Origin of the sequence: Streptomyces sp. Je 1-79 (assembly GCF_025195125.1) — a bacterium.
Classification (GTDB): Bacteria; Actinomycetota; Actinomycetes; order Streptomycetales; family Streptomycetaceae; genus Streptomyces.
This window is the reverse complement of record NZ_JAMGSL010000009.1, coordinates 68,483-94,588: the sequence shown is the minus strand read 5'-3', so window position 1 is coordinate 94,588 and position 26,106 is coordinate 68,483. Positions and strand designations below refer to the sequence as shown.

The window sequence follows — 26,106 nt, the reverse complement described above, 5'->3', positions numbered from 1 at the left end:
AACAACCGTACTGACATACCGACCAACGGAGCCCCCGTGTCGCTGCCACCCCTGGTCGAGCCGGCTGCCGAGCTCACCGTAGACGAGGTCCGCAGGTACTCCCGCCACCTGATCATCCCGGATGTCGGGATGGACGGGCAGAAGCGGCTGAAGAACGCCAAGGTGCTCTGTGTGGGCGCCGGCGGCCTCGGCTCGCCGGCCCTCATGTACCTGGCCGCGGCCGGTGTGGGCACGCTCGGCATCGTGGAGTTCGACGAGGTCGACGAGTCGAACCTGCAGCGCCAGATCATCCACAGCCAGGCGGACATCGGCCGCTCCAAGGCGGAGTCCGCCAAGGACTCGGTGCTCGGCATCAACCCGTACGTGAACGTGATCCTCCACGAAGAGCGGCTCGAGGCCGAGAACGTGATGGAGATCTTCAGCCAGTACGACCTGATCGTCGACGGCACGGACAACTTCGCCACGCGCTACCTCGTCAACGACGCGTGCGTGCTGCTGAACAAGCCGTACGTCTGGGGCTCGATCTACCGCTTCGACGGCCAGGCCTCCGTCTTCTGGTCCGAGTACGGCCCCTGCTACCGCTGCCTCTACCCGGAGCCCCCGCCGCCGGGCATGGTCCCCTCCTGCGCCGAGGGCGGCGTCCTGGGCGTGCTCTGCGCGTCCATCGGCTCCATCCAGGTCACCGAGGCGATCAAGGTCCTGGCCGGTGTGGGCGACCCGCTGGTCGGCCGGCTGATGATCTACGACGCCCTGGAGATGCAGTACCGCCAGGTGAAGGTCCGCAAGGACCCGAACTGCGCGGTCTGCGGCGAGAACCCGACCGTCACCGAGCTCATCGACTACGAGGCCTTCTGCGGCGTCGTGTCCGAGGAGGCCCAGGAGGCGGCGCTCGGCTCGACGATCACTCCCAAGCAGCTCAAGGAGTGGATCGACGAGGGCGAGAACATCGACATCATCGACGTCCGGGAGATCAACGAGTACGAGATCGTCTCGATCCCCGGCGCGCGGCTGATCCCGAAGAACGAGTTCCTGATGGGCACCGCCCTCCAGGACCTTCCGCAGGACAAGCGGATCGTCCTGCACTGCAAGACGGGCGTCCGCAGTGCGGAAGTCCTCGCCGTGCTCAAGTCCGCGGGCTTCGCGGACGCGGTGCACGTCGGCGGCGGCGTGATCGGCTGGGTGCACCAGATCGAGCCCGAGAAGCCGGTCTACTAGACCCGCGTACGTGAACGGGAAGGGCCCGGACCTGACATCAGGTCCGGGCCCTTCCGCATGCCGTCAGGAGCAGCGCTTGCCGTACGGCGGGACCTTGCCGTCCAGCAGATAGGCGTCGACCGTCCGGGTCACGCAGGACGACGTGCCGTACGCCCCGTGTCCCTCGCCCTCGTTGCTGACCAGGACGCCGACCCCGGCGCCCAGCTCCTTCGCCATCCGCTCGGCACCCTCGTAGGGCGTCGCCGGGTCACCGGTCGTGCCGACGACCAGGACCGGCCCGGCGCCGGGCGCGCTCACGTCCGGGTCGACCCGCTCGCCCTTCACCGGCCACTGCGCGCACCAGCCGGCCGTGTCCCAGGCCAGGAACGCGCCGAAGACGGGCGAGAGCCCGCGGAACTCGGGGAGCAGCGCCTTCGCCTGCGCGGGCGTGGGGCGTTCGCTCGAGTCGGCGCAGGAGATCGCCCGCTGGGAGTGCGACTGGGTGCCGTAGTGGCCGTTCTCGTCCCGGTCGTTGTACCAGTCGGCGAGGCGCAGCAGCTCGGAGCCGTCGCCGCTCTCGGCCTTGGCGAGGGCGGAGGTGAGCAGGGGCCAGTTGCTCTGGGAGTAGAGCGTGATCGCGATGCCGGTGGTGGCCAGGCCGTCGGTCAGCTTCCGGTCGCCGACGCGCAGCGGCCGCCCGTCCAGCCGCTCCAGGAGGCGGACGATCCGGGCGGTCCCCGCGGCGGGGCTCTCGCCGGTGCTCCTGAGGTAGTTGTCCAGGGCCCGCTGGAAGCCGATCGTCTGGTTGCGGGCGTGGCCCGTGCCGTCGGCCGTCGGGTCGACCACCGCGTCGAGGACGGTCCTGCCGACGCGCGACGGGAACTGGTGGGCGTAGGCGGCTCCGAGCTGGGTGCCGTAGGAGATGCCGAAGTAGTTCAGCTTCTCGTCGCCGAGGACGTGCCGGATGAGGTCCAGGTCACGGGCGGTGTGGGAGGTCGTGGTGTGGCGGATGACCGTGCCGGAGCGGCGGGCGCAGCCGGCTCCGAACGAGGCGCCGTCCGCGACGTACGCGGCCTCCTCGGCCGCCGTGTCCGGCGTGACGTCCGTACGGGCCTCCGCGGCGGCCAGCTCCTTGTCGTCCCGGCACACGACACCGGCGCTGCGGGCGACACCGCGCGGGTCGAAGCCGACGAGGTCGTAACGGCGGTTCAGGTCGCCGTACTCCTGGGCCGCGCGGGGGAGTATGTCGACGCCCGAGGCGCCCGGGCCGCCGAAGTTGAAGAGCAGCGAGCCGATCCTGCGGTCCTTGTCGCGGGCCTCCTTGCGGATCAGCGCGACGGGGATCGTCTCGCCGTCGGGCCGCGCGTGGTCGAGGGGGACGCGGACCTCGGCGCAGCGCCAGTCGGCGCCGGGCCTCTCGCCGCTCTCGGGGGCGGCGCAGCGCTTCCACTCCGGGCGCTGGCCGGTGAGCGACGCGGGGAGCGCGACGTCCTCGGACGGCTTGGCGTCGGCCGTCGGCGGCGGGGTCCTGCCGATGCTCCCGGGGGTGTCGGAGGGGGCCCCGGAGTTCGAACAGCCCGCGACCAGCAGCCCGGTGACGGCCAGGGCCGCCGCCCGGGTCCGGACGGACGAGGTCCGTAGGGACGGAATCCGCGGGGACACGTTCCGTATGGACACGTTCCGTATGGACAAGTGAACCCCCGTGATCCGTACCGGAAAACCGCCATCCTAGGCGCCGGTGCGGGGCTACTTGCAGACGGTCCCTGAGGCCGGCACCTTCCCGTCCAGGAAGTAGGCGTTGACGGTGTTCTGCACGCACGCGTTGCCGCCGTTGTACGCGCCGTGGCCCTCGCCCTCGTACGTCAGCTCCACGCCGACCCCCTTGCCCAGCGCCTCCACCATCGCCCTGGTGCCCTCGTACGGCGTCGCCGGGTCGCCCGTCGTGCCGAGGACCAGGATCGGGGCGGAGCCGGGCGCGGAGACGTCCGGGTGCTCCCAGGTGCCCGGGACCGGCCACTGGGAGCAGCTCGACAAGGCCCAGCCCATGTAGTTCCCGAAGACCGCGGAGGCCTTGCGGAACTCCGGGAGCCGTTCCTTGGCCTGGCCGAGGGTGTAGCGCTCCTTGAAGTCCACGCAGTTGATGGCCGCGTTCGCCGCCTGGATGTTGCTGTAGCTGCCGTTCTGGTCCCGCCCGTTCATGGAGTCCGAGAGGGCGAGCAGCAGCGCGCCGTCGCCGCCGTCGGCCGCGTCCAGGCCCTGCTCCAGGTACTGCCAGAACTCCTTGGAGTACAGCGACTGCGCGATGCCGTTGGTGGCCTGCGTCTGGGTGAGCTTGCGGTCCCCGATCCCGGGGATCGGCTTCTTGTCGAGCTCGGCGAGGAGGTCGAGGATGAACCCCTCGATCTCGGCGACCGTCGAGCCGGGCAGGGTGCACTCGTCGCCGCGGTCCACGCAGTCCTTCGCGAAGTTGTCGAGGGCGAGCTGGAACCCCCTGGCCTGGCCGAGGGCGCCCGCCTCGGTACCGGAGTTCGGGTCGACGACGGCGTCGAAGAGGGCGCGGCCGACGTTCTTGGGGAACATGTGGGCGTACACGCCGCCCAGTTCCGTGCCGTACGAGATGCCGAAGTAGTGGAGCTTGTCGTCGCCGAGGACCTGGCGCATCAGGTCGAGGTCCCGGGCGGCGTTCTCGGTGCCGACGTGGGGGAGCATCGTGCCGGCCTCGCGCTCGCAGCCGGCGGCGTAGTCCTTCTGCGCGTCGGAGAGGGTCCGCTCCTCGGCGGCGTCGTCCGGGGTGAAGTCCAGGGCGTAGTAGTCGTCCAGCTCCTTGTCGCTCAGACACTCGACGGGCTCGCTGCGGCCGACGCCCCGGGGGTCGAAGGAGACCAGGTCGTAGCGGGAGCGGAGCTTCTCGTAGTCCGGGGCGAAGGACGGCAGACCGGTGACGCCGGAGCCGCCGGGGCCGCCGAAGTTGTAGATCATGGAGCCGATCCGGTTGGCCCGGTCGCGAGCGGGGGCGCGGATCAGGGCCAGTTCGATGGTCTCGCCGTCGGGCTTGGCGTAGTCGAGCGGCGCGTCCATGAAGGAGCACTGCCAGGGGGTGCCGCCGGGCAGCGGGGAGGGCGCCGGGCCGCCGCCCTCGGCGGCGGACGGGGGCGGACAGGGCGCCCAGTCCAGCGTCTGCGCGGTGAGCCCGGTGAGATCCGTGGGCGCGTCGGAGGCGGTGTCGCCGTCACCGCTGTCCGAGCATCCGGTGACTCCGGCGGCGAGCAGCACGGTGGTCGCGGTCAGCAGGGCGGCGCGCTGCGCGGCGGAGATCGGCATAGAGCCATCCTGGTCCGAACCCCCCGCCCCCGCGCGAGCGGAACCGCCACACGGGTGTTCCCCGGTGCGCCCCGACTCCGCGGCCGCCGCTCGCCGGAGAAGGCTAGAGCGCGCCGCGTTTCGTCAGCCAGTTGAAGCAGAGCCAGCCCGGCAGCACCGGCAGCCACAGCGTCAGGAGCCGGTACAGCAGGACCGCCGGGGTCGCGACCTCGATGGGGAGGCCGACCGCGACCAGACCGAGGGTCAGCGCGGTCTCGACCGCGCCCACGCCGCCGGGCGTCGGCGCCGCCGAGCCGAGCGCGTTGCCCGCGAGGAAGACGACGGCCACGCTGGCGTAGCTGAGTCCCTGGCTGTCGTGCCCGAACGCGCGGATCGAGGCGTCCAGGCAGAGCACGAACAGGCCGGTCAGGAGCAGCATCCCGCCGATGCCCGTGAGGAGCTTCAGCGGCCGCTGGAGCACGTCCAGCATGCGCGGCACGACACCCGCGAAGAGCGACCGCAGCCGCGTCGACACGAACTTCCGCATGAACGGGATCGCCGTGACCACCAGCACCAGCACCGCCACCGTCAGCAGACCGGCGATGACCGTCCTCGACGGGGTGAACGACTGCGACTTCTCCGTACCCGTCAGATAGCCGAAGGAGAGCAGCAGCAGGATGTGCGCCCCGAGCCCGAAGAGCTGCGACGCGCCGACGCTCGCCACCGCGAGCCCCGGCCGCACCCCCGAGCGCTGGAGGAACCGGGTGTTCAGCGCGACACCGCCGACCGCCGCCGGGGCGACGATCTTCACGAACGACCCGGCCACCTGAGCGACCACCGTCCGCCAGAACCCGACCCGCTCCGGTACGAAACCGAGCAGGCTCATCGCGGCGGCGATGTAGCTCAGCGCCGAGAACAGCACGGCCGCCGCCACCCACCGCCAGTCGGCCGAGCTGATCGTGGACAGCGGGGTCCGGGCGATCTGCGACAGCAGGAAGTACGCGGCGACGGCGCCGGCGATGAGACTGATGAGCGTGCGCGGCTTGATCCGCTCCAGACGGACCGGCTCGACCGGCGCCTGCGGCCGGATCAGCAGCACCTGGCGGCGGATCTGCGCCAGCAGGTCCTCCTCGCGGGCATCGTCGAGCGCCTCGTCGATGGCCCGCTTCTCGGCCTGCTTCTCCGCCTTCTCCAGCTTCCGGTCGGACCTGCGTTCGGCCTTGACCTCGGCGGTGGTGGCGGCCGGCGGCTCGGCAGCCGCGGCCTCCACCCGGGCCCGCTTCGCCGCCTCGGACGCTTCGAGGACGGCCTCGCGCTCCCGCTTGGAGCGCTCGCGGGCCAGTCGTCTGAGCGTCGCGCGCGTGGAGCGGCTCAGCGCGATCGGCTGGAGGAGCGGGAGACAGTCGGCGATGGCGTCCGGGCCGAGCACGTCCACGGCACCGGCCACCGCACGCTCGGCGCCCACCCGCAGACCGAGGGTGGTGAGCAGCTGGGCGATGTCCATCCGCAGGACCAGGTCGCCCGCGGCGATCTCACCGCCGCGGAGGTCCGTCAGGATGACCTTGCCGGAACGATCCACCAGAATCGCGTCACCCGTGAGCCTGCGGTGCGCGATGCGGCGCGACTGGAGCGCGCGCACCTGCCGCCAGGCGCTGCGCACCAGCTCGTCGGTGATGTCGTCGTCGTCCAGGGAGTCCAGGGTCCGGCCGCCCAGGTGCTCGTAGACGAGCATCACGGCGTCCGGACCGAGCTCGGAGGTGGCGATCAGCTTCGGCGCGTTGGCTCCGGCGGCGATCGCCGCGTACGCGAGCAGCGCCTCCTGCTCCAGGGCCTGGCGCAACGAGACGATGGAGCGGCGGGTGGTGATGGCCCGCAGGGTCAGCCGGCGCCACGCGCGGTAGAAGAAGCCGTGCGCCTGCTGTTCGCGGTCCACGACCGTGACGTCGAGCGGTGGCCCCTCCTCCAGGGTGACGATGTACCGGCGTCCGCGGTCCCCGCTGTCGGCGGCGTCGGGCACGCCCGCACCCTCCGCGCGCAGCGCCGTGACCGGCCGGAAGCCGACCCGGCGCAGACCGGCGAGGAGGGTCTGGCCGGTGGGCCGGACGTTGGGGGAGCCGACGGCGTACAGCGTTCCGTACGCGACGGTCCAGCCGATCAGCACGGTCAGGATGATCGAGAACGCGGTGGTGTACCCGGCGACGAGCATCGTGAACGCGTCGAGCAGCAGCACCGCCCACAGGCTCACCCGCCAGCGCGGCCGGCGGGCCATGCCGACGGCGGTCATGTACGCGATGACCGGCGCGAGGTAGTTGTGCACCGGGTCGGTGAGGCCGCCCCCGGTGGCGGCCTGGGTCAGCGCGTCCTGGATGGTGCCGGGCGCGGCCTGGGCGACCCAGAGGTCGGTGGCGAGGGTGACGCCGTGGGCGAGTACGGCGGCGAGGACGCCGTCGGCGATCCGCAGTCCGTCCCGTTTGATCAGCCGCTCGATGGCGAAGGCGACCGGCACGAGCAGCACGGCGATGCTGGAGACAAGACCGGCGATCTTGACGAAGACGTCGGGGGCGCCGCCCGCGCCCTTGTTGATGTCCTCCTCCAGGCCGGAGGTCGTGCCGTGGGCGAACGCGGCGATGGCGATGACCAGGGCGATCGCGACGACGCCGATGAGCAGGCGCATCAGGTCGGAGGGCCGGTGCACCCGGGCCGCGAGCAGGGGCTCGTCCTGCGAGACGCGCTCGCTGGGCTCGCCCTCGGGGACGGTGTCCGGGAGGAGCTCGGGGGACGGGCCGTGACCGTGACCGTGGCGGCCGCCGGGAACGGGCTCGGGGGTGCTCTCCGGGGGGCTCTCGGGGACGCTCTCGGGGGCGCTCTGCGGGGCGGGTGTGCCGTGGGCGGGCGTGCCGGGGCGCGCCTCCTCCTCAGGAGGCTGAGCGTCGTGCCCCATCACCATGTCCATCTCTGCCCGTGTCGTACGTACCGTACGTTCGTCGCCTTGTACGAATTGTTGTTCTTCTTGTTCGTCTTGTCGCTCTTGATCTCGTATCACCAGTCACCGCCCGGACGATGGTGGCATGAAGCGGGGGCCGACGGAGGCAACAGGGCGTTGTCGGTGGGGTGAGGCAGGATGGGGCGGATGAGCGTGGAGGAGCTTCCGGAGTACGCGGAGCGGGTTCTCGAAGTCGCGGAGCTGATCCCGCCGGGCCGCGTGATGACGTACGGAGACGTGGCCGAATGGCTCGGCGAGGGCGGGCCGCGCCAGGTCGGCCGGGCGATGGCCCTGTACGGCGGGGCGGTGCCGTGGTGGCGTGTGGTGCGGGCGGACGGCACGCTGCTGCCGGGCCACGAGCTGCGTGCCCTCGGCCACTACCGGGACGAGGGCACCCCGCTGCGCGAGGCCGGACGCGCCGCCGAGGGGCATGTGCCGAAGCTCGACATGCGGCGGGCGCGGTGGGACGGCACGGGCGGCGCGCACGGGGAGAGCGGCGCGGTCGGCGCGGTCGGCGCGGGCCGGGAGCCGCGTGCGGGAACTCACACGTGACAGCTTCGCCCATGGCCGGACGGGCCGGGCGGCCCGATGACGGTACGGAGGCCCGTACGGAGTACGGCACCGTTGCCCTCCGTATCCCGTAACGTCGTCGTTCGCCCCGTACACCTCTCCGCCTCTCCACCACTTCGCTCAGGACCGGTCGATCCACGTGAGTTCCTCCTCCACCACCCGGCGTACGCCGTACCAGGGGCGGACCACGGGCGCGTACCGACTGGTGCGTACCGCCCCGGAGCGGGTGGATCCCCCTGTCCTTGACGCAACGCAGCGGGAAGTGGTTGACCACGCGGGCGGACCGCTTCTCGTGCTGGCGGGCCCTGGCACCGGCAAGACGACGACGCTGGTGGAGGCGGTCGCCGCCCGGATCGACAAGGGCGCGGACCCGGAGCGCATCCTCGTCCTCACCTTCAGCCGCAAGGCCGCGGTGGAGCTGCGCGACCGGATGGCGACGCGTCTGGGGGGCTCACGGCCGCCGCAGGCGACCACCTTCCACTCGTACTGCTACGCCCTGATCCGCGCGCACCAGGACGCGGAGCTCTTCGCGGAGCCGCTGCGGCTGCTCTCCGGACCCGAGCAGGACCTCTTCGTACGGGAGCTTCTCGCGGGCCAGCTCGACCTGGAGAAGTCGGGGCTGGCCGGCATGATCCGGTGGCCCGACGAGCTGAGGGCCTGCCTGACCACGCGTGGTTTCGCCGACGAGGTACGGGCCGTCCTCGCGCGCTCCCGTGAGCTGGGCCTCGGGCCGCGGTCGCTGGCGGAGTTCGCCCAGCGGGTGGGGCGGCCGGACTGGAAGGCGGCGGCCGGCTTCCTGGCGGAGTACCTGGACGTCCTGGACCTCCAGGGGGTGCTCGACTACACGGAGCTGGTGCACCGGGCGGTGCTGCTCTCGGAGCGGACGACGCTGCCCGACTACGACGCGGTCTTCGTGGACGAGTACCAGGACACGGACCCGGCCCAGGTGCGGCTGCTGCGGGCGCTGGCGGGGGGCGGGAGGACGGTGGTCGCCTTCGGCGACCCGGACCAGTCGATCTACGCGTTCCGGGGCGCCGACGTGAACGGCATCCTCGACTTCCCCGACACGTTCGCGGGCCCGGACGGGCGGCCGGCGCAGGTCCGGGTCCTGACGCGCTCCCGGCGCTCGGGCGCGGAGCTGCTGCGCGCGACCCGCGAACTCACCCGGCGCATGCCGTTGCCACGGCTGCCCGCCGACAAGGTCCGTGCGCACCGCGACCTGGCGGCGGTGCGCGACGGGGGCCGGCTGGAGGTCTTCACGTACCCCACCGCCTCCACGGAGTCCGACAACATCGCCGACCTCCTGCGCCGGGCGCATCTGGAGGACGGCGTCCCCTGGCACGACATGGCGGTCCTGGTCCGCGCGACGACCTCCGTCCCCGCACTCCGCCGCGCCCTCACCTCCGCCGGTGTCCCCCTGGAGACCGACACGGCCGACACTCCGCTCCGCCACGAACCGGCGGTCGCCCCCCTGCTCCTGGCCCTCCGCACGGCAGCGACACCGGCCGGGCACGTGACGGACGGGAGGCACGTGACGGACGGGGCGGGGGATGCGGCGACGGACGACGTGACGGAGGCCGCCGGCCCCGAAGGGGGCGGGCAGCAGTCCGCCACCGAGACCGCCCCGGTCGGCGCCGACCTGCTCGACACCGAGACCGCCCCGGTCGGCGCCGACCTGCTCGACACCGAGACCGCGCTCTCCCTCCTCGCCTCGCCCCTCGCGGCCATGGACCCGGCCGATCTGCGGCGGCTCGGGCGCGCCCTGCGGGACGAGGAGCGGGCCGGCGGCAACAAGGTGCCGCCGCCCTCCGACGTCCTGCTCGCCCGCGCGCTCGCCGAGCCCGAGCGGCTCGTCGCGCACGACCAGTCGTACGCCCGTGGCGCCAGGCGGCTCGGCGAACTGCTCCGGCAGGCCCGCAACCGCCTCGCCGCCGGCGGCACCGCCGAAGAGGCCCTCTGGCTGCTCTGGAACGGCACCCCCTGGCCCGGCCGGCTGGAGCGCGCCGCGCTCCGCGGCGGCGCGGCGGGCCGCAACGCCGACCGTGACCTCGACGCCGTCTGCGCCCTCTTCGAGACCGCCGCCCGCGCCGAGGACCGCGTCGGCGGCCGCGGCGCCCTGAACTTCCTCGAAGAGCTCGACGCCCAGGACATCGCCGCCGACACCCTCTCCAAGCGCCAGTCCCGCCCCGACGCAGTCCGCCTCATGACCGCCCACCGCTCCAAGGGCCTCGAATGGAGCCTCGTCGTCGTCGCCGGCGTCCAGGAGGGCCTCTGGCCCGACCTGCGCCGCCGCGGTTCCCTCCTGGAGGCCGACCGCATCGGCCGCGACGGCCTCGCCGAACCCCTCACCCCCGGCGCCCTCCTCGCCGAGGAGCGCCGCCTCTTCTACGTCGCCGCCACCCGCGCCCGCGACCGGCTCGTCGTCACCGCCGTGAAGACCCCCGCCGACGACGGCGACCAGCCCTCCCGCTTCCTGACCGAACTGGGCACCACGCCCAAGGACGTCTCCGGCCGTCCCCGCCGCCCCCTCGCCGTGGCCGCGCTCGTCGCCGAACTGCGCGCCACCACCGTCGACCCGGCCGCCTCCGACGCGCTCCGCGACGCCGCCGCACAGCGCCTCGCCCAGCTCGCCGCGCTCACCGACGACGAGGGCCAGCCGCTCGTGCCGGCCGCCCACCCGGACCGCTGGTGGGGCCTGTTCGAGCCCACCCGCAGCCGGGTACCGCTCCGCGACCGGGACCACCCCGTCGCCCTCTCCGGATCGGCGCTCGACCAGCTCGCCAACACCTGCGCGCTCCAGTGGTTCCTCGGCCGCGAGGTCAAGGCCGCCGCCCCGGCCACCGCCGCCCAGGGCTTCGGCAACGTCGTCCACGTCCTCGCCGACGAGGTCGCCTCCGGCCGCACCCCCGCCGACCTCGACGTCCTCATGGCGCGCCTCGACTCGGTCTGGGACGCGCTCGCCTTCGAGGCCCCCTGGAAGTCCGCGCAGGAGAAGGAGCACGCGCGCGTGGCGCTCGAACGCTTCCTGCGCTGGCACGTCATGGACCGTGGCGGGCGCACCCCCGCAGCCACCGAGCACGACTTCGACGTGACCCTCGAAGCCGGGGCGTACGAGGTACGGATCCGCGGCTCCATGGACCGCGTGGAGACCGACGAGCACGGCCGCGCGTACGTCGTCGACTTCAAGACCGGCAAGTCCGCGCCCACCAAGGACGAGGTCGCGCACCATCCCCAGCTCGCCGTCTACCAGCTCGCGGTACGCGAAGGAGCCCTGGACGAGGTCTTCGACGGCCGGCGCCCCGACCCCGGCGGCGCCGAACTCGTCCAGCTGCGCCAGCCCGCCCCGAAGAAGGAGGGCGGGGACGCGCTCCCGAAGGTGCAGGCCCAGGAACCCCTGGCGGGGGAGTGGGTCGGCGACCTGTTGGCCACCGCGGCAGGCAGGGTCCTCGACGAGCGCTTCACCCCCACCACCGGCCAGCACTGCACCCACTGCACCTTCCGGTCGTCGTGCAGCGCCCAGCCGGAGGGCCGCCACATCGTGGAGTGACGCGCGCCTTCTTCGTACCGCCCGCGGACGAGACGGTGGACCCCACCAGGCCGGACCCGGGCACGCGCGCGTGGGACCGCCCGCGGCCCGTACGGCCCACGCGCGCGTGAGACCGCCCACGGACGGCGATGGTCGCCCGCGGACGGCGATGGTCGCCCGCGGGTCGCGATGGTCGGCGCTGTCGGTGGTCCCCGTTAGCCTCTTTGGGGTGACCGCACGCATCACCGACCCCGAGCAGCTCAAGGAGCTCCTCGGCATCCCGTTCACCCCGGAGCAGACGGCCTGCATCATCGCGCCGCCCGCCCCGCAGGTCATCGTGGCCGGAGCCGGTTCCGGCAAGACGACGGTGATGGCCGCCCGGGTGGTCTGGCTGGTCGGCACGGGCCAGGTCGCGCCCGAACAGGTCCTCGGCCTGACGTTCACCAACAAGGCCGCCGGCGAGCTCGCCGAACGCGTCCGCACCGCCCTCGTCCGGGCCGGCGTGACGGACCCCGACGTCATCGACCCGGAGAACCCCCCGGGCGAGCCCCGCATCTCCACGTACCACGCCTTCGCCGGACAGCTGCTGACCGACCACGGCCTGCGCATCGGCCTGGAGCCCACCTCCCGGCTCCTCGCCGACGCCACCCGCTACCAGCTCGCCGCGCGCGTGCTGCGCGAGGCGCCCGGACCGTACCCGGCGCTCACCAAGTCCTTCCCGACCCTCGTCAGCGACCTCCTCGCCCTCGACGCCGAGCTCGCCGAACACCTCGTACGGCCCGAGGAGCTGAGGGCGTACGACTCCGAGCTCCTCGACGCGCTCTCCCGGGCCAAGCTCACCAACGCCGACCTGCGCAAGGTCCCCGAGACGGCTACCTCCCGCCGCGAACTGCTCGACCTCGTGGTCCGCTACCGCGCCGCCAAGCGCTCCCGCGACCTGCTCGACTTCGGCGACCAGATCGCGCTCTCCGCCGAGCTCGCCACCACGCGCCCGGAGGTCGGCGCGATCCTGCGCGACGAGTTCCGCGTGGTGCTGCTCGACGAGTACCAGGACACGTCCGTCGCCCAGCGGCTGCTGCTCTCCGGACTGTTCGGCGGGGGCACCGGGCACGCCGTGACCGCGGTCGGCGACCCCTGCCAGGCCATCTACGGCTGGCGCGGCGCCTCCGTCGCCAACCTGGACGACTTCCCCGCCCACTTCCCGTACGAGGACGGCCGTCCCGCCACCCGCCACGCGCTCTCCGAGAACCGGCGCAGCGGCGGCCGCCTCCTCGACCTCGCCAACGGCCTCGCCACGCCCCTGCGGGCCATGCACGCGGGCGTGGAGGCGCTGCGCCCCGCGCCCGGCGCGGAGCGCGACGGCTCGGTACGGATCGCCCTCCTCCCCACCCACGCCGAGGAGATCGACTGGCTCGCCGACTCCCTCGCCCACCTGGTCCGTACGGGCAAGGAACCCGGCGAGATCGCTGTCCTGTGCAGGACCGCGACCGACTTCCCCGCCATCCAGGCCGCGCTGGTCGCCCGTGACGTACCCGTCGAGGTCGTCGGCCTCTCGGGGCTGCTCCACCTCCCCGAGATCGCCGACCTGGTCGCCGTCTGCGAGGTCCTCCAGGATCCCGGGGCCAACGCCTCCCTGGTGCGCCTTCTGACCGGCCCCCGCTGGCGCATCGGCCCCCGCGACCTGGCCCTCCTGGGCCGCCGTGCCCGGCTGCTCGTCCACCGGGAGCGGGGCGGGGACGACGACGCCGCCGACACCGACCAGCGGCTCGCGGCGGCCGTCGAGGGCGTCGACCCGGCCGAGGTCGTCTCGCTCGCCGACGCGCTCGACACCTTCCTCGACTCCGGCGGGGAGGACGACGGCCTGCCGTTCTCGGCGGAGGCCCGCGTCCGCTTCGCCCGGCTCGCCGCCGAGCTGCGGTCCCTGCGCTCCTCGCTCGCCGACCCCCTCATGGACGTCCTCCACCGGGTCCTCGCCACCACGGGCCTGGAGGTCGAGCTCTCCGCCTCCCCGCGCGCGCTCGCCGCCAGGCGCCGCGAGACCCTGTCGAACTTCCTCGACATCGCGGCCGGTTTCGCCTCCCTGGACGGCGAGGCGACGCTGCTGGCCTTCCTCGGCTTCCTGCGCACCGCCGCGCAGTACGAGAAGGGCCTCGACAACGCGCTTCCGGGCGGCGAGAACACGGTCAAGGTCCTCACGGCACACAAGTCCAAGGGCCTGGAGTGGGACGTCGTGGCGGTCCCCGGCCTGGTCTCCGCCCAGTTCCCCAGCACCAGGTCACGCGAGTCGTGGACCTCCCAGCCACAGGTGCTGCCGCACGCCCTGCGCGGCGACGCCGCGACCCTGCCGGAGATCGGCACCTGGGACGCGGCCTCCCTGAAGGCGTTCAAGGAGGAGATGCGCGACCACCAGCACACCGAGGAGCTCCGCCTCGGCTACGTGACGCTCACCCGCCCCCGCTCCCTCCTCCTCGGCTCCGCCCACTGGTGGGGACCGGCCCAGAAGAAGCCCCGAGGCCCCTCGGACTTCCTCCACGCCCTGTACGACCACTGTGCGGCCGGGTTCGGCGAGATCGAGGCCTGGGCGGACGAACCGGAGAAGGGCACGGAGAACCCGTCCCTCGACGACAACCGCCCGGACGAGGCCTGGCCACTTCCACTGGACCCCGAGTCGTTCGTACGGCGCCGCAGGGCGGCGGCCGCGGTCGAAGCGGCCTTGTGGGCCGTCGCGGCGCGGGGCGGAACGACGGCGCACGACGCCACGGACGCGCTGCCCGCACAAGGTCCCGCACCCCAGGACCCCGAGGACCTCTGGCCCGACGAGGAACCTCTCTGGGACGACGAGCCCCCGTGGGCCGACGAACCCCCGGCCGACGAGCCCCCGGCCGACGCGCCTCTCGCCGACGCGCCCCTGGCCGACGAGCTCCCCGCCCCGCGGGCCCCCCAGGACGACCTCACCCCCGAGGACAGGAAGACGATCGCGTCCTGGGACCGCGACCTCACCGCTCTCACCACCGAACTGCGGCGCGCCCGCGCCACCACCCGCGACGTCCTCCTGCCCGCCTACCTCTCCGCCTCCCAGGTCCTCCGCCTCGCCGCCGACCCCGACGGCTTCGCCCAGGACCTGGCCCGCCCCATGCCCCGGCCGCCGCAGCCGGCCGCCCGGCGCGGGACCCGGTTCCACGCGTGGGTGGAGTCGCGGTTCGAGGAGCTCCCGCTCCCCATGCTCGGCCCGGACGAGCTCCCCGGCGGCGAGGAGTTCGCCGGCGAACCGGAGATCGCCGACGAGCGTGACCTCGACGCGCTCAAGGACGCCTTCGCCCTCACCCCGTACGCCCACCGCACCCCGTACCGCGTCGAGGTGCCCGTCCACCTCTCCCTCGCGGGCCGGGTCGTCCGCGGCAGGATCGACGCCGTCTACCGCGACCCGGACACCGGCGCGTACGAGATCGTCGACTGGAAGACCAGCCACCTCCGCACCGCCGACCCCCTCCAGCTGGCCGTCTACCGCCTCGCCTGGGCCGAGCAGCACGGCCTCGACCCCGACGACATCACCGCGGCCTTCGTCTACGTCCGTACGGGTGAGGTCGTCCGCCCCCGCGCACTCCCCGGCCGTGCCGAGCTGGAGGGGATCCTGCTGGGCGGGGGCACCCCGGGCGCCGGATAGGCTCAGGAGCATGAGCGAGACCCCGGACAGCGCCGTCCAGACCGTACGTACCCAGGCAGTGCGCGCGTACATCGAGCAGCACCGCGCCGCCTTCCTCGACGACCTCGTGGCCTGGTTGCGCATCCCCTCCGTGTCGGCGCAGCCGGCTCACGCGGAGGACGTCCGGCGCAGTGCGCGGTGGCTCGCCGACAAGCTGTCCGGGACGGGCTTCCCCACGGTCGAGGTCTGGGAGACGGACGGCGCACCGGCCGTCTTCGCCGAGTGGCCCTCCGGCGACCCGGACGCCCCGACGGTGCTCGTCTACGGGCACCACGACGTCCAGCCCGCCGCCCGCGAGGACGGCTGGCACACCGACCCCTTCGAGCCGCACGTCACCGAAGGCCGGATGTACGCGCGCGGTGCCGCCGACGACAAGGGCCAGGTCCTCTTCCACACCCTCGGTGTCCGTGCCCACCTCGCCGCGACCGGCCGCACCGCGCCCGCCGTCAACCTCAAGCTGCTCGTCGAGGGCGAGGAGGAGTCCGGCTCGCCGCACTTCCGGGCCCTCGTCGAGGCCCGGGCGGACCGGCTCGCCGCCGACGCCGTGATCGTCTCCGACACCGGCATGTGGTCCGAGGAGACCCCGACGGTCTGCACCGGCATGCGCGGCGTCGCGGACTGCGAGATCGCGCTCTTCGGCCCCGACCAGGACATCCACTCCGGTTCCTTCGGCGGCGCCGTGCCCAACCCGGCCACCGTCGCCGGACGCCTGGTCGCCGCCCTGCACGACGAGGACGAGCGGGTCGCCATCCCCGGCTTCTACGAGGGCGTCACCGAGCTCTCCGACGCCGAGCGCGCCCTCGTCGCCGAGCTGCCCTTCGACGAGGCCGCCTGGCTGACCACCGCCAAGTCCCACGGCACCCTCGGTGAGGCGGGCCACTCGACCCTGGAGCGCGTCTGGGCCCGCCCGACCGCCGAGGTCAACGGCATCGGCGGCGGCTACCAGGGCCCCGGCGGCAAGACGATCGTCCCCGCCTCCGCCCAGCTGAAGCTCTCCTTCCGGCTGGTCGCCGGCCAGGACCCGGACAAGATCGAGCTCGCCGTACGGGACTGGCTCGCCGCCCGTGTCCCCGCCGGCATCCGGTACGAGATCGTCTTCGGCGCCCCGACCCGGCCCTGCCTCACGCCGCTGGACCACCCGGCCCTCAAGGCGGTCGCCGGCGCGATGAGCCGCGCCTTCGACGGAGCCAAGGTCCGCTACACCCGCGAGGGCGGCTCGGGCCCCGCCGCCGACCTCCAGGACGTCCTGGGCGCGCCGGTGCTGTTCCTCGGCATCTCCGTGCCGTCCGACGGCTGGCACGCCCCCAACGAGAAGATCGAGCTCGATCTCCTCCTCAAGGGCGTCGAGACGGCGGCCCACCTCTGGGGCGACCTGCCCGCCGCCCTGCACACCGCCGCGCGATGAACCCACACAACGATCCGGGGGAGTTGGAAGTACCTGTGTCCACCTTGAACAGCCAGTTCGCGGACCGGCCGATCTCGCTCACCGCGCCGAGCGGCATCGACCGCGCCGCCCACCACCGTCTCGACGAGGCCTGGCTCGCGGCGGCCTGGAGCCACCCGTCGACCCGCGTCTTCGTGGTCTCGGGCGGTCAGGTGCTGATCGACGACACCCCCGACGGCCGTACGGAACTCGTCATGACCCCGGCCTTCGAGGCCCCGGTCACCGAGACCCACCGCTACTTCCTGGGTACGGACGACGACGGTGTCTCCTACTTCGCCCTCCAGAAGGACGCGCTGCCCGGTCGCATCGACCAGTCCGCCAGGCCCGCGGGGCTGCGCGAGGCGGGTCTGCTGCTCTCGCCTCGGGACGCGGGCCTGATGGTGCACGCGGTCGCCCTGGAGAACTGGCAGCGGCTCCACCGCTTCTGCTCCCGCTGCGGCGAGCGCACGGTGATCGCGGCCGCGGGGCACATCCGCCGCTGCCAGGCCTGTGGCGCCGAGCACTACCCGCGGACCGACCCGGCCGTGATCATGCTGGTGACGGACGACCAGGACCGCGCCCTCCTCGGCCGCCAGGTCCACTGGCCGGAGGGCCGTTTCTCGACCCTGGCGGGCTTCGTCGAGCCCGGCGAGTCGATCGAGCAGTCGGTGGTGCGCGAGGTCTTCGAGGAGGCCGGTGTCACGGTCGGCGAGGTCGAGTACGTCGCCAGCCAGCCCTGGCCCTTCCCGTCCAGCCTGATGCTGGGCTTCTTCGCGCACGCCACCTCCTCGGAGATAGAGGTGGACGGCGAGGAGATCCACGAGGCCCGCTGGTTCTCCCGCGAGGAGCTTGCCGCGGGGTTCGAGTCCGGCGAGGTGCTGCCCCCGTACGGCATCTCGATCGCCTCCCGGCTGATCGAGCTCTGGTACGGCAAGCCGCTCCCGAAGCCGGGCGACGTCGTCTGATCACAGGAGTACCTGTACTCCCACCGGCTTCCATGGCCGAAAAGAGCCCCCGCCCGGCACCGCCGGACGGGGGCTCCTCGCACGGTCGTCAGATGCGGGCGAGACCGCGCTTGAGGTACCGGCCGAGCGGCCGCTCGACGAGGCGGTGCACCAGGTAGGACAGCACCAGCATCCCGAGGAACACGGCGGTGACCAGCGCCCACGGCGAGACCTGCGGTGTGGCGTAGGTGAAGTAGCGGAAGAACTCCCAGCCGATGAACTCGTGCAGCAGGTACAGCGGGTAGGTCAGCGCTCCCGCGATCGGAAGCCACTTCCACCGCATGCCGGAGAGCTTCCCGGTGGCGACGAGCGCCATCACACCGAAGAAGGCGGCGAGGATGACGAGGACGGGCCAGGCCGGCCGGTCGCCGAGGAACGTGAGCTGCTTGAACCTGTCGATGGTCGGCGCCAGCGAGGCGCAGTAGCAGACTCCGACGATGCCGAAGAGCATCAGGTTCGGGCGGAAGCGGTACATGAGGTAGAACGCCATGCCCGCGATGAAGAACCAGCTGTGCTCGGGCATCACGAGCAGGCGCAGGGGGCCCGGCGGAGCCGGGGCGACCAGAATGGTGGCCGCGCCCCAGACGCAGCAGAAGAGCAGCACCCTGCGGTACGTCAGTCCCCACCAGGCGAGCAGGGCGAAGAGCAGGTAGAAGCGGAGTTCGGCGAAGAGGGTCCAGTAGACCGCGTCGACGGAGGCGACCCCCAGCGGCTCCTGGAGCATCGTCAGGTTGGTGAGGATGTCGTTCCAGGGCAGATGGCGGCGGCCGCCGGGTATCAGCGCAACGGCGAGGCTGGTCGCGATGACCGCGAACCAGTACGCGGGATAGAGCCGCACCACGCGTGAGACGAAGAAGTCCTTCAGGGGTCTGCCCCAGGCGCTCATGCAGATGACGAAGCCGCTGATGAGGAAGAAGAACTCGACCCCGAGGTAGCCGTACGAGGCCGCGGGGAAGGTCTCGGGGAAGATCTGGGCGACCGGCCTGGGCCAGCCTCCCACCGCCATGTAGTGGTACATCACAACCATGACCGCCGCGCTGAGGCGGAGGCCGTCGAGGACGTAGAGGCGTCCGGGCTTTCTGCTCGTGGAGCTCGGTGCGAGGCTCGGCGCGACTGTGGCTTCGCGCGGCGTCTTGACAACAGGGACTATCTGGTTGAGCACGGGGCTTCCCCACCTGGATGTGCAGCCGCAAATCACGGTCGGGACGAGAGCATAGGGGCGACGTCACGGGCAGCACAAAAGATCGCAACTGTGACGCTCTTCACGAGGGAACAGGCCCGTCCGGTATGCGTGGATGAATCATCGCAAAAGGCCCCGCGACCGGTCGGAAACCGGTCACGGGGCCTCTGGGACCCGCTCGCGATCAGGCGCTGAGCGCCTGCTTCACCTGCGCGAGGCTGGGGTTCGTCATGACGACCTCGCCGCCCCCGGCGGTGGGAAGGACGCGCACGGTCGGCACCGTCTGGTTGCCTCCGTTGGCCTTCTCCACGTACGCGGCCGATTCCGGGTCCTGCTCGATGTTGATCTCCGTGTACGCGATGCCCTCGCGGTCCAGCTGGCTCTTCAGCCGACGGCAGTAGCCGCACCACGTGGTGCTGTACATCGTCACAGTGCCCTGCATGGCCAGGCGCTCCTCTTGTTCGCGGATCGGGGTGGGCGGGTTGGCTCCGAGGGGAGAACGTATGCGATCCCGTGGCCATTCCCGATTCGTATGACCGCTCGCCCCGGCCTGTGGACAACGCGGGGCACCCGCCCCCGCGAACCTGGCAGCATGGCGGGGTGACAGCAGCAGCGCACTCCACTCTCTTCCCGCAGGTCCCCGAGTCGGCCGACGCGGTGCTCGACGGGCTCGACCCCGAGCAGCGCGAGGTCGCCCTCGCCCTGCACGGGCCGGTGTGCGTGCTGGCGGGAGCCGGCACGGGCAAGACGCGGGCGATCACGCACCGCATCGCCTACGGGGTGCGGGCGGGGATACTCCAGTCCGGCAGCGTGCTCGCCGTCACGTTCACCAACCGGGCCGCCGGGGAGATGCGCGGCCGGCTCCGGCAGCTCGGCGCGGGAGGCGTCCAGGCCCGCACCTTCCACTCCGCGGCCCTCCGCCAGCTCCAGTACTTCTGGCCGAAAGTCGTCGGTGGCGACCTTCCCCGGCTCCTGGAGCGCAAGATCCAGCTCGTCGCCGAGGCCGCCGCGCGCTGCCGCGTCCGGCTCGACCGGAACGAGCTGCGGGACGTCACGGGCGAGATCGAGTGGGCCAAGGTCACCCAGACCGTCCCCGCCGACTACCCGGCCGTCGTCGCCAAGTCCGTCCGCGAGGCACCGCGCGACCCGGCGGAGATCTCGCAGATCTACGCGATGTACGAGCAGCTCAAGCGCGACCGCTCGGTGATCGACTTCGAGGACGTGCTGCTGCTCACGGTCGGCGTCCTCCAGGACCGGCACGACATCGCCGACCAGATCCGCCGCCAGTACCAGCACTTCGTGGTGGACGAGTACCAGGACGTCTCCCCGCTCCAGCAGCGGCTCCTCGACCTGTGGCTGGGCGACCGCGACAGCCTCTGCGTCGTCGGCGACGCCAGCCAGACGATCTACTCCTTCACCGGCGCCACCCCCGACCATCTGCTGAACTTCCGCGTCCGGCACCCGAACGCCACGGTGGTCAAGCTCGTCCGCGACTACCGCTCCACGCCCCAGGTCGTCCACCTCGCCAACGGGCTGCTCAGCCAGGCCCGCGGCCGGGCCGCCGAGCACCGCCTGGAGCTGATCTCCCAGCGCGACCCGGGCCCCGAGCCCGCCTACACCGAGTACACCGACGAGCCCGCCGAGGCCGAGGGCACCGCCCGCCGCATCCGCGATCTGATCGCCGCCGGCGTCCCGGCCGGCGAGATCGCCGTGCTCTACCGCATCAACGCCCAGTCCGAGGTCTACGAGCAGGCCCTCGCCGACGCCGGCGTGCCCTACCAGCTGCGCGGCGCCGAGCGCTTCTTCGAACGCCAGGAGGTACGGGAGGCCGGCATCGCCCTGCGCGGCGCCGCCCGGGCCGGGGGCAACGACTCCCTGCTCGACGACGCCGAGGACCTGCCCTCCCAGGTGCGCGCCGTGCTCTCCACCAAGGGGTGGACCAGCGAGCCGCCCGCGGGCTCGGGCGCCGTCCGCGACCGCTGGGAGTCCCTCGCCGCGCTGGTCAGGCTCGCCGAGGACTTCGCCCGGGCCAGGTCCGGCGCCACCCTCTCCGACCTGGTGGCCGAGCTCGACGAGCGGGCCGCCGCCCAGCACGCCCCGACCGTCCAGGGCGTCACCCTCGCCTCCCTGCACGCGGCCAAGGGCCTGGAGTGGGACGCCGTCTTCCTGGTCGGCCTCACCGAGGGCATGATGCCGATCACGTACGCCAAGACCGACGAGCAGGTCGAGGAGGAGCGCCGCCTGCTGTACGTCGGGGTCACGCGTGCCCGGCTCCACCTCTCCCTCTCCTGGGCGCTCTCCCGCTCCCCGGGCGGCCGCGCCTCCCGTCGCCCCACCCGGTTCCTCAAGGGGCTGCGGCCCGGCTCCGGCGCCCTCGGCGCGGCCTCCACGGGCGGGGGCGGCTCCGTGGAGCGGGGTCTCGGCGGCGGCCGGCGCAGGGCCCGGGGCCCGGTGCGCTGCCGCGTCTGCGGCGCCACGCTCACCGAAGCGGGTGAGATGAAGCTGATGCGCTGCGAGGACTGCCCCTCCGAGATGGACGAGGCGCTGTACGAACGGCTCCGTGACTGGCGCTCCGACCGGGCCAAGGAGCTCGGGCAGCCCGCGTACTGCGTGTTCACCGACAAGACGCTGATGGCGATCGCCGAGTTGACGCCCGCCACCGGCGGGGAGCTCGCCGGAATCGCCGGGGTCGGCGCGCGCAAGCTCGACCGGTTCGGCGCCGACGTTCTCGCCCTCTGCGCGGGCGAAGAGCCAGGTGAGGGCAGTGGAGGAGACGACGAGGAAGCCTGACGAAAACTCGTCGAAAAAATAGTTTGCGCCCGCCCCGTCAAGCCCCATAGGTTCTTAACCACGGAAACAGCGGCTTCTTCGAAGCCCTGCTTTCGTGCTGTACTTGTCCAAATGAACATGAGGGTCCGGCTCACACCGAGCCCTCCGAGACGCCGAGAGGAGGCGATTCCAGTGATCAGCAACATCATCAGCACCAACGTCAGCTTCGTCAGCACCGACAAAATGACCGATCGCTCGGTCGTCTCCGCCTGCTCGCTCGGCCTCTCCGGCTCGGCGTTCATTGGCAGCGGTCTTCCTGGCACCGGTCTGTCCGGCGCCGGCATGGCCCGCGCCGCTTCCCTGCGGCCGGCTGCCGACCTGGCGGGTCTTCCCGTCATGGAGCGCGACGAGCGACCGACCAAGGCACTGGAAGCAGGAGTAGCAGCAGTCAAGGCCACGGCCTATGGCTTTGCGGCGACCGGTGCCGAAACCAAGCAGCAGACGACGCAGCACCACACGATGTGGGCCTTCCGTGGGCTCGAACCCTGGAGTGATCCAGCCTGATCTGATCAGGCCGGCGCCTTCAGGGCCGCGGAACCCCACCCGGGATCCGCGGCCCTTCTGTTTGTCCCCGAACGGGGACGGCGGAGCGAAGGGGCCTCGGAACCAGCACCATCCGGTACCAGCCGAAACCCCGGCCCAACAGGCCGGAACGACCAGACGAGGAAAAACCACCGTGCAACTCGAAGCGCACGCCCCGTCCGTACCGCCTTCCGAAACGATCCCGCCGCCCGGCCTCACGGAGGACTCCACCTTGACCCCCCTCACCGCGCTCACCGCGCTCGACGACGCCATCGAGAACCTCGGCGTACCCGTCCCCTGCCGTTCGTACGACCCGGAGGTCTTCTTCGCCGAGTCCCCGGCCGACGTCGAGTACGCCAAGTCCCTCTGCCGTACCTGTCCGCTGATGGAGGCCTGCCTCGCCGGTGCACAGGAGCGGCGTGAGCCGTGGGGCGTCTGGGGCGGCGAGCTGTTCGTCCAGGGCGTGGTCGTCGCCCGCAAGCGGCCGCGTGGCCGCCCGCGCAAGAACCCGGTCGCGGCATGAACGTCACCGGAACCATCGACCGACCCCTCACGCACGATCCCCAGAAGCTGGCCCCGATGACCTCTTCCACCAGTGAGCCGTCCGGCTCCGCCACCCCAGACGTCACCATCTCCGGCGCGAACGCCTCGCGTCAGAACAGGACCCGTGAAATGCAACTCATCCCAGAAGCCCTGGCTCGTGCGCATATGCACGACCGCCTGCGGGAAGCCGACGCGGAACGCCAGGCCCAGCGCCTGGTAGCCGCCCGGCGGATGCAGCGGCGCGCCGAGCGCGTCTCACTGCGCGCCCGGCGCGCGCTCGCCATGGCTGTCATGCACTGACCCGAAGAACCACGCGGGGGCCGGTCCGAACGGACCGGCTCCCGCGGTGCGTTGCGGAGCGCTCCGGCCCGTGTCGGACTATCGTCGAGAGGGTGAACGACGCCCGGAAGCCCGAGGAGCCCCTCGTCTGTGCCCGCTGCGGCACCACGGTCGAGGAACTCCCGGTGACCTGGACCTGCTCGATGGAGAACGGCGCCCGCCACTACTTCTGCGAGGCCTGCGCCCGCGAGAACATCAGGTCCATCGAGGGCCGCCTCGACTCCTCCTGGTGGTGACGGCCCGTCCGCCCCACGCCGCCGCCCGCTCGGCTCACTCGGCCGGGACGAAGCCCGGCAGCCACTCCTCCAGTTCGTCGCGCAGCCGCACCGTCGCGTTCAGCTGACAGAGCACACCGATCGTGCTCAGGGTCACCCGGTGTATCAGCAGATACGACGGCGGCAGATTGAGCTGCCTGCCCAGCTGGTGCGCGGGGGAGCGGGGATCGGCGACCCGGGCGGCCTGGGTCCGCATCCAGCCACGCGTGAACCCGAAGGCCTCCGCCGCGGCCGGCTCGATGATCGGCAGCAGGTACTCCAGGACCGCCTCCGGCGCGAGATCGATCGACTTCTTGACGAACCCGTCCGCGCGCAACAGCTCGTACACCGCCTCGGCGTCGCCCTCCAGGGTCAGCCGCAGACAGGTGCCGATGGTCTCCGGAAGCCCGCCCGGCAACCGGTCGACCGTGCCGAAGTCCAGCACCCCGAGCCGCCAGCCCTCCGGGCCCGCCTCGTCGTCGTCGCCCGGCAGCAGACGGAAGTTGCCCGGGTGCGGATCGGCGTGCAGGAGTCCCGTGCGCGCCGGGCCGGAGAAGAGGAAGCGGGCCAGCAGCTGACCGGCCCGGTCCCGCTGCGCCTCCGTACCCTCCGCGATCACCTCCGACAGCGGGATCCCGTCGATCCACTCCGTCACGAGCACCTGCTCGCTCTGGTGGACCACGGACGGGACGACGACATCGGGATCGTCCGCGAACTCCTCCGCGTGCACCCGCTGGGAGCGGGCCTCCAGCCCGTAGTCCAGCTCCTCCGAGACCCGGTCGCGCAACTCGGTGATCAGAGGCTTGATGTCCATACCGGGGATCAGCGGGCCGAGCAGCCGGGCGAAACGGCTGAGCTGCGTCAGGTCGGAGAGCAGCGCCTCACCGGCCCCCGGATACTGCACCTTCACCGCGACCTCGCGGCCGTCGTGCCACACCGCCCGGTGCACCTGGCCGATGGAGGCGGCCGCCGAGGGCTTGTCCTCGAACTCCAGGAACAGCTCCCGCCACGCCTCGCCGAGCCGCTCCTCCAGGACCGCGTGGACCGTCCGCGTCGGCATCGGGGGCGCCGCGTCCTGAAGCTTGGTCAGCGCCGCCCGGTACGGGCCGGCGATCTCCTCGGGCAGCGCGGACTCGAAGACGGACAGCGCCTGCCCGAACTTCATCGCTCCGCCCTTGAGCTCTCCGAGCACCTTGAACAGCTGGTCCGCCGTCCGCTGTTGAAGCTCTCGGGCGACCAGCTCGGCGGACTTGCCGCCGATCCGCTTGCCCAGACCCCAGGTGGCCCGTCCGGCGAAGCCCAGGGGCAACGCGGCCAACCTGGCGGTCCGGGTGACCGCCTTCCGGGGAAGATCAGACATGCGCCCCTCCAAATCCCAGACTGCCGTGCCCCACAGGACCGTTACCTCGCCATTGTGTCGTGCGGGGTTCCGACCCCCGAGGCATGTCCCCCCTCTCCGCGGCGTACCGCGCCGCACGGACACGCCGGGTGCGGTCTCATCCGCTCCACCCGCCACTCCAGGAGCGGCAGCGACACCTCCCAGCGCGCCCCCGTGCTCGCGGGCAACTCGCCGTCGAGGAAGGCCAGCGCGTGGGCCGCGGCCAGCCCGGCGACCGCCGTCGCGAGGCCCAGATCGCAGGCCGGCACCTGCGGGGGCGGGCCCGAGCGCCATTGCGCCAGCATGCGGGGCCACACCGGCTCCCGGTCCGTCCGCTCCTCCTGCGCGCACCGCGCGCACGCCGTGCCGCCGGGCAGCACCAGCGGCCCCACCACGCCGGTGGCCTCCAGCACCCCCGCGTAGAGATGAGGAGTGCCCGTCGCGATCCAGGCCTCGGCCGGGAGCAGGTCGGGGAGATAGGCGGCGAGACCGTCCCGCGGTGTCACCACGACGAGTGAGAGACCTGGCTCCCGCCCGCCCTCACCCGTCACCCGCCGGGACGCACGGGGCGGGCGGCCGCCCGGCGCCGACCGCGCGACGAGCCGGCGCGCCGCCGCGGCCCGGCGCTCACCCACCGTCTCGGCCGGCAGTCCGCCCGGCGCCACCTCCCAGGGCTGGACGGAGCCGGAGTCCAGCACCTCCACGCCGCCCACACCGGAGGCCGAGAGCAGCGCGGCGACCGTGGCGCCGACCCGCCCTGCGCCCCGGACCTGGACGCGCGCCGCCCGCCGGGCGGCCACGCGCCGTAACGCCCCGTCCGGCTCCGGGTGGAACACGGAGAGTGAGGCCAGATCGGCGCGGAGTGGATCGAGGGCGCCGTCCGGCGGTCCGGCGCCGGCCGTCCTTCCGGGCCGGCCGGCCGAGGCGTCCGCGATCAGCCCCGCCTTCGCGAGCCGGCCGAGCAGCTCCTCCAGCCACCCGTCCGGCAGTCCCAGGGCCCGGGCCTCGGTCCGCAGGAGCGCGATGCCTCGCGTGCCGTCGAGCAGTCCGAGCAGACTGCCGGTGGCCGTGTCGAGCGGACCCACCACCACCGCGTGCGCCGACGTGGCCCCGAACTGCACGCTCCGCAGATCGCGCCATGCCCGTCGCAGCGCGGGTTTCAGCATCGGATGCATTTCCGCCCCCGTGATCTTGATCGGTCGTCTTCTTCGCTCCGTCGTCAGATTGCCCGGCAGTCGAAGGGGACACGGAAAGTTGTCCACAGGGGCGGGGTATTAATCATTCAAATGGTGCCGGTGTGACCGGATCGCCGCCGAAACCGCGCCCGGAGGCAGGACTTCCCCCGCTGACAGCGGGTA

Annotated in this window: 18 protein-coding genes; 11 read left to right on the top strand and 7 right to left on the bottom strand. The window is 72.5% G+C overall.

The window, feature by feature from the left end:
• Positions 1-36: 36 nt before the first annotated feature.
• Positions 37-1,215, top strand: coding sequence for an adenylyltransferase/sulfurtransferase MoeZ (moeZ, locus tag M5362_RS19975; protein WP_260228997.1), 1,179 nt, complete (start codon positions 37-39; stop codon positions 1,213-1,215).
• A gap of 63 nt (positions 1,216-1,278) precedes the next feature.
• On the opposite strand, the gene M5362_RS19970 is transcribed toward moeZ, so the two are convergent.
• The 3 genes from M5362_RS19970 to M5362_RS19960 form a co-directional block, all read right to left on the bottom strand.
• The gene (locus tag M5362_RS19970) at positions 1,279-2,871 is read right to left on the bottom strand and encodes an alpha/beta hydrolase (protein WP_374214496.1); all 1,593 of its coding nucleotides are present in this window, start codon (positions 2,869-2,871) and stop codon (positions 1,279-1,281) included.
• 69 nt (positions 2,872-2,940) lie between these two features.
• Positions 2,941-4,515, bottom strand: a complete 1,575-nt coding sequence (locus M5362_RS19965; protein WP_260228996.1) for an alpha/beta hydrolase — start codon at positions 4,513-4,515, stop codon at positions 2,941-2,943.
• 103 nt (positions 4,516-4,618) lie between these two features.
• Positions 4,619-7,441, bottom strand: a complete 2,823-nt coding sequence (locus M5362_RS19960; RefSeq protein WP_374214503.1) for a lysylphosphatidylglycerol synthase domain-containing protein — start codon at positions 7,439-7,441, stop codon at positions 4,619-4,621.
• A gap of 174 nt (positions 7,442-7,615) precedes the next feature.
• On the opposite strand from M5362_RS19960, the gene M5362_RS19955 reads away from it, so the two are divergent.
• The 5 genes from M5362_RS19955 to nudC all read left to right on the top strand — a co-directional run bounded on the left by M5362_RS19955 (position 7,616) and on the right by nudC (position 17,664).
• A complete protein-coding gene (locus M5362_RS19955; protein WP_260228993.1) occupies positions 7,616-8,029 on the top strand; it encodes an MGMT family protein in 414 nt (137 codons plus the stop codon).
• A 157-nt stretch (positions 8,030-8,186) separates the two neighbouring features.
• On the top strand, positions 8,187-11,594 hold the full coding sequence (locus M5362_RS19950; RefSeq protein ID WP_260228992.1) for an ATP-dependent DNA helicase: 3,408 nt from the start codon (positions 8,187-8,189) through the stop codon (positions 11,592-11,594).
• A 208-nt stretch (positions 11,595-11,802) separates the two neighbouring features.
• Positions 11,803-15,237: a UvrD-helicase domain-containing protein gene (locus tag M5362_RS19945; protein ID WP_260228991.1), complete on the top strand. Its 3,435-nt coding sequence runs from the start codon at positions 11,803-11,805 to the stop codon at positions 15,235-15,237.
• A 10-nt stretch (positions 15,238-15,247) separates the two neighbouring features.
• Positions 15,248-16,681: a dipeptidase gene (locus tag M5362_RS19940; RefSeq protein WP_260228990.1), complete on the top strand. Its 1,434-nt coding sequence runs from the start codon at positions 15,248-15,250 to the stop codon at positions 16,679-16,681.
• 35 nt (positions 16,682-16,716) lie between these two features.
• Positions 16,717-17,664 (top strand): NAD(+) diphosphatase, encoded by a 948-nt coding sequence (gene nudC / locus M5362_RS19935; protein ID WP_260228989.1) that lies wholly within the window; start codon positions 16,717-16,719, stop codon positions 17,662-17,664.
• Between the two features lie 88 nt (positions 17,665-17,752).
• Here nudC and M5362_RS19930 read toward each other — a convergent pair whose 3' ends face one another.
• Both M5362_RS19930 and M5362_RS19925 read right to left on the bottom strand, forming a co-directional pair.
• Positions 17,753-18,865, bottom strand: coding sequence for an acyltransferase (locus M5362_RS19930; protein ID WP_260228988.1), 1,113 nt, complete (start codon positions 18,863-18,865; stop codon positions 17,753-17,755).
• 202 nt (positions 18,866-19,067) lie between these two features.
• Positions 19,068-19,325 (bottom strand): mycoredoxin, encoded by a 258-nt coding sequence (locus tag M5362_RS19925; protein WP_260228987.1) that lies wholly within the window; start codon positions 19,323-19,325, stop codon positions 19,068-19,070.
• 158 nt (positions 19,326-19,483) lie between these two features.
• Here M5362_RS19925 and M5362_RS19920 point away from each other — a divergent pair, with 158 nt between their 5' ends.
• From M5362_RS19920 to M5362_RS19900, 5 genes are all read left to right on the top strand, one after another.
• Positions 19,484-21,673: an ATP-dependent DNA helicase UvrD2 gene (locus M5362_RS19920; protein WP_260228986.1), complete on the top strand. Its 2,190-nt coding sequence runs from the start codon at positions 19,484-19,486 to the stop codon at positions 21,671-21,673.
• Positions 21,674-21,856: 183 nt separating this feature from the next.
• Entirely contained in the window at positions 21,857-22,216 is a 360-nt protein-coding gene (locus tag M5362_RS19915) for a hypothetical protein (protein WP_260229246.1), read from the top strand.
• Positions 22,217-22,388: 172 nt separating this feature from the next.
• A complete protein-coding gene (locus tag M5362_RS19910) occupies positions 22,389-22,757 on the top strand; it encodes a WhiB family transcriptional regulator (RefSeq protein WP_260228985.1) in 369 nt (122 codons plus the stop codon).
• Complete coding sequence (locus M5362_RS19905; protein WP_260228984.1) at positions 22,754-23,077, top strand: hypothetical protein; 324 nt, start codon at positions 22,754-22,756, stop codon at positions 23,075-23,077. Before M5362_RS19910 ends, M5362_RS19905 begins: the two co-directional genes overlap by 4 nt.
• Before the next feature lie 92 nt (positions 23,078-23,169).
• Positions 23,170-23,352 carry a hypothetical protein gene (locus tag M5362_RS19900; RefSeq protein WP_260228983.1) on the top strand — a complete coding sequence of 61 codons (183 nt, stop codon included), beginning with the start codon at positions 23,170-23,172 and terminating at the stop codon, positions 23,350-23,352.
• Between the two features lie 34 nt (positions 23,353-23,386).
• Here the strand turns inward: M5362_RS19900 and M5362_RS19895 are convergent, their stop codons facing one another.
• Both M5362_RS19895 and M5362_RS19890 read right to left on the bottom strand, forming a co-directional pair.
• Complete coding sequence (locus M5362_RS19895) at positions 23,387-24,730, bottom strand: AarF/ABC1/UbiB kinase family protein (RefSeq protein WP_260228982.1); 1,344 nt, start codon at positions 24,728-24,730, stop codon at positions 23,387-23,389.
• Positions 24,731-24,771: 41 nt separating this feature from the next.
• Complete coding sequence (locus tag M5362_RS19890; protein WP_260228981.1) at positions 24,772-25,923, bottom strand: TOMM precursor leader peptide-binding protein; 1,152 nt, start codon at positions 25,921-25,923, stop codon at positions 24,772-24,774.
• Positions 25,924-26,106 lie beyond the last annotated feature (183 nt).